Below are 6,674 nucleotides of genomic sequence, written 5' to 3' on the forward strand. Positions count from 1 at the left end.
GTCCAGCGCCTTGTGCAGGCCGTGGTCCTGCTGCTCGGTGTGCAGGCGCGGCACGTCGGCCGGCACGGCGGGCAAGGCCAGCAGGCGGCTGAAGTCCAGGCCGCGCGCCTTCCAGTGGGCGATGCCGGCGCGCGTGTCGAGCAGGTCGGCGCGGCCGATCAGCTCGTCAAAGGTGCGGATGCCCAGCTGCGCCATGATCTGGCGCGCTTCCTCGGCGACGAAGAAGAAGTAGTTGACGACGTGCTCGGGCTTGCCCGAGAACTTCTTGCGCAGCACCGGGTCCTGCGTGGCCACGCCCACCGGGCAGGTGTTGAGGTGGCACTTGCGCATCATGATGCAGCCCTCGACCACCAGCGGCGCGGTGGCGAAGCCGAATTCGTCCGCGCCCAGCATGGCGCCGATGACCACGTCGCGGCCGGTCTTCATCTGGCCGTCGGCCTGCACGCGGATGCGGCTGCGCAGGCGGTTGAGCACCAGGGTCTGCTGGGTCTCGGCCAGGCCGATCTCCCAGGGGCTGCCCGCGTGCTTGATGGACGACCAGGGCGAGGCGCCGGTGCCACCGTCGTGGCCGGCGATCACCACGTGATCGGCCTTGCACTTGGCCACGCCCGCGGCGATGGTGCCCACGCCCACTTCCGACACCAGCTTGACGCTGATGCTGGCGTGCGGCGCCACGTTCTTCAGGTCGTGGATGAGCTGAGCCAGGTCTTCGATGGAGTAGATGTCGTGGTGCGGCGGCGGGCTGATCAGGCCCACGCCCGGCACCGAGTAGCGCAGCTTGCCGATGTACTCGGACACCTTGCCGCCGGGCAGTTGGCCGCCCTCGCCGGGCTTGGCGCCCTGGGCCATCTTGATCTGCACCTGGTCCGCGCTCTGCAGGTACTCGGCGGTGACGCCGAAACGGCCCGATGCCACCTGCTTGATCTTGGAGCGCAGGCTGTCGCCGTCTTCCAGCGGCAAGTCGACCTCGACCACGTCCTCACCGATGATGGACTTGAGCGTCTCACCCTTGGTGATCTTGATGCCCTTGAGCTCGTTGCGGTAGCGGCGCTCGTCCTCGCCGCCTTCGCCGGTGTTGCTCTTGCCGCCGATGCGGTTCATGGCCACGGCAAGGGTGGCGTGCGCCTCGGTGCTGATGGAGCCCAGCGACATGGCGCCGGTGGCAAAGCGCTTGACGATCTCCTTGGCGGGCTCGACCTCGTCCAGCGGGATGGCCTTGCTCGGGTCCAGCTTGAATTCGAACAGGCCTCGCAGCGTCATCTGGCGGCGGCTCTGGTCGTTGATGAGCTGGGCGTATTCCTTGTAGGTGTTCCAGCTGTTGGCGCGCGTGCTGTGCTGCAGCTTGGCGATGGCGTCGGGCGACCACATGTGCTCTTCGCCGCGCGTGCGCCAGGCGTACTCGCCGCCGGCGTCCAGCATGGTGGCCAGAACCGGGTCGTCGCCGAAGGCGGCCTTGTGCATGCGGATGGCTTCCTCGGCGATCTCGAACACCCCGATGCCTTCCACGCGGCTGGCGGTGCCGGTGAAGTACTTGGCCACGGTGTCGCTGTTGAGGCCAATGGCCTCGAACAGCTGGGCGCCGCAGTAGCTCATGTAGGTGCTCACGCCCATCTTGGACATGATCTTGGACAGGCCCTTGCCGATCGCCTTGGTGTAGTTGTAGATGGCCTTGTCGGCGCTCAGATCGCCCGGCAGGTCCTTGTGGATGGCCACCAAGGTCTCCATCGCCAGGTAGGGGTGCACGGCCTCGGCACCGTAGCCGGCGAGCACGGCGAAGTGGTGCACCTCGCGCGCGGTGCCGGTTTCCACCACCAGGCCAGCGCTGGTGCGCAGGCCTTCACGCACCAGGTGCTGGTGGATGGCCGAGAGCGCCAGCAGCGCGGGAATGGCCACCTGCGCCGGGCCGATGCCGCGGTCGCTGATGATGAGGATGTTCTTGCCACCCTTGATCGCGTCCACCGCGGCCGCACACAGCGAGGCCAGCTTGGCCTCCACGCCCTCGCGGCCCCAGCTCGCGGGGTAGGTGATGTCCAGCGTGACGCTGCGGAATTTGCCCTGCGTCACGGCGTCGATGTTGCGCAGCTTGGCCATGTCGGCGAAGTCCAGCACGGGCTGGCTCACCTCCAGGCGCATGGGCGGGTTGACCTGGTTGATGTCGAGCAGGTTGGGTTTGGGGCCGATGAAGGACACCAGCGACATCACGATCGCTTCGCGGATCGGGTCGATCGGCGGGTTCGTGACCTGCGCGAACAGCTGCTTGAAGTAGTTGTAGAGCGGCTTGTTCTTGCTCGACAGCACGGCCAGCGGGCTGTCGTTGCCCATGGAGCCGATGCCCTCCTCGCCGTTGGCGGCCATGGGGCTCATGAGGAACTTGATGTCCTCCTGCGTATAGCCGAAGGCCTGCTGGCGGTCCAGCAGCTCGGGCGACACGCGCTCCACGCCAGCGGCTTGGGGTTCCGTCTGCGCCACGGGCAACTCCTGCGCGGCCTCGCCGGCCACCGGGTGCTCGACGTCGTCGAGGCGAATGCGCAGGTTGTCGATCCACTGTTTGTAGGGCTTGCTGTTGGCGAGGTTGGCCTTGAGCTCCTCGTCGTCGATCATGCGGCCCTGCTCCAGGTCGATCAGGAACATCTTGCCGGGCTGCAGGCGCCACTTGCGCACGATCTTGTTCTCGGGCACGGGCAGCACACCGGATTCCGAGGCCATGATGACCAGGTCGTCGTCGGTGACGCAGTAGCGCGAGGGGCGCAGGCCGTTGCGATCCAGGGTGGCGCCGATCTGGCGGCCGTCGGTGAACACGATGGAGGCGGGGCCGTCCCAGGGCTCCAGCATGGCTGCGTGGTACTCGTAGAACGCGCGGCGGCGCGGGTCCATGGTGGTGTGCTGCTCCCAGGGCTCCGGGATCATCATCATCACGGCCTGCGACAGCGGATAGCCCGCCATGGTCAGCAGCTCGAGGCAGTTGTCGAACGTGGCGGTGTCAGATTGGTGCGCGAAGCTGATCGGGTAGAGCTTGTGCAGGTCGGCGCCGAGCACGGGCGAGCTCATCACGCCCTCGCGCGCCTTCATCCAGTTGTAGTTGCCCTTGACCGTGTTGATCTCGCCGTTGTGCGCGACGTAGCGATACGGGTGGGCCAGCGGCCACTCGGGGAAGGTGTTGGTGGAGAAGCGCTGGTGCACCAGGCCCAGGGCCGACACGCAGCGCGGGTCCTGCAGGTCCTTGAAGTAGGTGCCCACCTGGTCAGCCAGCAGCAGGCCCTTGTAGACCACGGTGCGGCTGCTCATGCTCACCACGTAATACTCCTTGGAGTGCGTGAGCTTGAGGCGCTGGATGGCGGCACTGGCGGTCTTGCGGATCACGTACAGCTTGCGCTCCAGCGCGTCCTGCACGATCACGTCGTTGCCACGGCCGATGAAAACCTGGCGAATGATCGGCTCCTTGGCGCGCACCGTGGGCGACATGGGCATGTCGGCGTTCACGGGCACCTCGCGCCAGCCCAGCAGCACCTGGCCTTCGGCGGCGATGGCGCGCTCCATCTCCTGTTCGCAGGCCAGGCGGCTGGCGTGTTCCTTGGGCATGAAGATCATGCCCACGCCGTACTCGCCAGCGGGCGGCAGCGTCACGCCCTGCGCGGCCATCTCGGCCCGGTACAGCGCATCGGGCATCTGGATCAGCAGACCCGCGCCATCGCCCATCAGCTTGTCGGCGCCCACCGCGCCGCGGTGGTCCAGGTTCTCCAGGATCTTGAGCGCCTGCTCGACGATGGCGTGGCTCTTTTCGCCCTTGATGTGGGCCACGAAGCCAACGCCGCAGGCGTCGTGCTCGTTCGCCGGGTCATAGAGGCCGTGCTGTTGCAAATGCGCTTTCTCGGCAGCCGTGTTCATGGCGCGCTTCCTTCTCGTCTGTGGGGCGAATCCGTCGGACCGCGGAGCTTATTGCATTGCACCATGCGTGCCAAGCATTTTAAATGGGGTCAGATTCCAATTAATCAGCCGACCAATGACTCTCAAAAATAATTGGGGACATATTAAAAAAGCCGATAGCGACACGCTCTCGCGCGCGATCAGCCCTCGGTCTTGGGTGCAAGCGCCCCCGGCGGGCGACCCCGCGCCGCGCGCGACACCCGGCGGGCCGTCTGCTTCTGCAATTCCTCGGTGAAGCGCTCGTCACCCAAGGCCCAACCATGCAAAGAGGCGTCGGTGATGGCCTTTTGCTGCTGCGCGCCGAGGCCTGTCCGCACCCACTCGGCATACGCGGCCTCCCGCGCGAAAGGCGTGTTGCCCAAGGCCCAGTAGACGGGGTGCGGCGTGAGGTGACGGTCCACGCGCTGCCCAATGTGGTGCAGGTGGCTGGACCAGGGGTACTGCCGCGGCTCCGCGACCATGCCGGCGCGCACCGGATTGAGCTCGATGTAGGCCATGCAGGCCAGGAGGTAGCGCTCGGTCTGAACCAGCGTGGATTTGTAGCGCCCTTCCCACAGAGTCCCCGTGCGCTGGTGGCGGTCGTTGAAGCGGCGCACGTAACTGCGGCCAACGTCCTGCATCCAGCGGGGGACTCCCTCCACCGTTTCCGGTGTGGCCAGCAGGTGGAAGTGGTTGTCCATCAGCACCCAGGCGTGCAGCGCCACGCCGTGTTGGCGAGCGCGGGCCGTGATCAGTTCGAGCAGGGCGTCCCGGTCTTCGTCGTCGCGCACGATGACCTGGCGGTTGTTGCCTCGCTGGATGATGTGGTGCGGGTAGCCAGCGACGGTCAAACGGGGCAATCGGGCCATGGCGCTTCATTCAATTGGAATCTGACCCCAATTAAAGCATGGGCGCGCACGGGTCCCCGCGGGCCAACCACCGTCAAGCCGGGAGCGTGCGCTGGATGCGGTGCGCCACCCAGAGACCCAGCAGAGAAGCCGCGCCGGTGACGACCCAGGTGAGCTGCCACCCGCCCACCTGCGTAGCCACCCAGGCCACGAACGGCGGTCCGACAAACTGCCCCAGCGCCGAAAGCTGCTGCATCCAGCCCACCGTCGTGGAGATGGTGTCTTCACCCGGCGCCAGGCGCACCGCCAAGCCGAACAGGGTGCCTGGAATGAGCCCGCCCAGGCCCGAGAAGGCCAGCACAGCGAGGTACTGCACCACAGGTGCGCCCTTCAAGCCAAAGGCCAACAGGGCCCCCAGGCCCATGGCCAGGTAGGCAAAGCCCATCACAAAGCGGGGGCGGCCGCCGCGCGCGATCCAGCGGCCAGCCCCGATGTTGCCGCCCATGTTCACCGCCGCCGCGGCCGCGCTGAGCAGGCCCGCCAGCAAACCACTCACGCCGGCCTGGGCCAGGATGGTGGGCAGGAAGCCCACAACCGCCAGCCACTGCCCCGAGTAGAGGAAGAACGCCACGGCCACCAGCCAGGGCCCAGGCGCACCCAGCGTGCGGCGCAGGCGCGGGCCCAGCGGCGCGCCCTGCCCCGCCAGTGCCGCGTCGGACGGCAAGCCGCGCCACAAGGCCACCAGCGCCAGCAGCGAGCAGGCTGTCAGACCCAACCAGACGGCGCGCCACCCGAGCCACTCGATGACCGGCGCGCCGAACAGCAACGCCAGGGCCGTGCCCAGCGGCATGTAGGCACCCCACCAGCCCAAGGCCTTGGCCAGCAGGCGCGGCTCGGCCACGTGGCGGCGGATCAGGCCCGGCGCCGGCAGCACGGCGAGCAGGAACCCCAGGCCTTCCAATGCGCGCGAGGCCAGCAGGTCGGCCGGCGAACCGGCCGTCGCGCCCCAGGCGCTGCCCAGGGCCAGGGCCACCAGGCCGACCAGCATGATCCGGCGCGGCCCGATGCGGTCGGCCGCCAAGCCCACGAACAGGCCCAGCGCCATGCCGGCCAATTGCACGAGCGAAAGCAGGAAGCCCGCCTGCACCAGGCTCACGCCCAGCCCGGCCTGCAACGCAGGAATGGCGACGGGCAGCTTGCCGATGTGCAGGGCGCAGGTGACGCCCACCGCCACGACCAGAGCGGCGGCACGAACGGGACGGGACTCGGGCGGTGGTGTGGCAGTCATGGAAACAGTACCGAGCCGAACAGGCGCTCGTGCTCGCGGATGGCGAAACGATCGGTCATGCCAGCGATGTAGTCGGCCACCGCGCGCTCGATGTGCCGGCGTTGCCCATGGGCTTCGGGCATCTCGCCGGGCTCGGCCAGGTAGCGCCCGAAGAGATCGCCGATCACCTGGCGTGCGCGACCGGTGGTCTCGACCACCTGCGGGTGGCGGTAGAGGTTGCGAAACAGGAAGGCCTTGAGCGCGCGGCTGCGCTCGCGCATAGGGTCGGAGAAAGCCACCAGGGCCGCCTGGGTGCGCGCCTCGTCGGCCGAGGCGACGCCCGAGTGTCGCAGGCGCTCGCGCGTGGCGGCGATCACGTCGTAGACCTGGTCGCTCAGCATGCGGCGGATGCTCTCGAACAACAGCCGGCGCCCCTGCAACTGCGGGTGCTCCCGCAGGGCCTGGCGGCGGTAGTGGTCGAACAGCTCCACGGATTCGAGCTGCTCCAGCGAGAGCAGGCCCGAGCGCACGCCGTCGTCGATGTCGTGCGCGTTGTAGGCGATCTCGTCGGCCAGGTTGCACAACTGCGCCTCGAGCGAAGGAGCGCCGCCTCGCAGGAAGCGCGCCGCCACGCCGCCGGGCTCCAGCCGCTCCAG

Annotated in this window: 4 protein-coding genes; all 4 read right to left on the reverse strand. The window is 68.0% G+C overall.

The window, feature by feature from the left end; translation table 11 throughout:
* Window positions 1-3,885: glutamate synthase-related protein (locus BGO22_RS18615; protein WP_286852174.1), on the reverse strand; the 3,885-nt coding region annotated here is incomplete at its 3' end.
* A gap of 179 nt (window positions 3,886-4,064) precedes the next feature.
* Window positions 4,065-4,772, reverse strand: a complete 708-nt coding sequence (locus BGO22_RS18620; RefSeq protein WP_286852177.1) for an REP-associated tyrosine transposase — start codon at window positions 4,770-4,772, stop codon at window positions 4,065-4,067.
* Between the two features lie 73 nt (window positions 4,773-4,845).
* The gene (locus tag BGO22_RS18625; protein WP_286852180.1) at window positions 4,846-6,039 is read right to left on the reverse strand and encodes an MFS transporter; all 1,194 of its coding nucleotides are present in this window, start codon (window positions 6,037-6,039) and stop codon (window positions 4,846-4,848) included.
* Window positions 6,036-6,674: deoxyguanosinetriphosphate triphosphohydrolase family protein (locus tag BGO22_RS18630; protein WP_502686486.1), on the reverse strand; the 639-nt coding region annotated here is incomplete at its 5' end. The genes BGO22_RS18630 and BGO22_RS18625, both read right to left, overlap by 4 nt.

The organism is Hydrogenophaga sp. 70-12, from assembly GCF_001897365.1.
Lineage (GTDB): Bacteria > Pseudomonadota > Gammaproteobacteria > Burkholderiales > Burkholderiaceae_C > Hydrogenophaga > Hydrogenophaga borbori.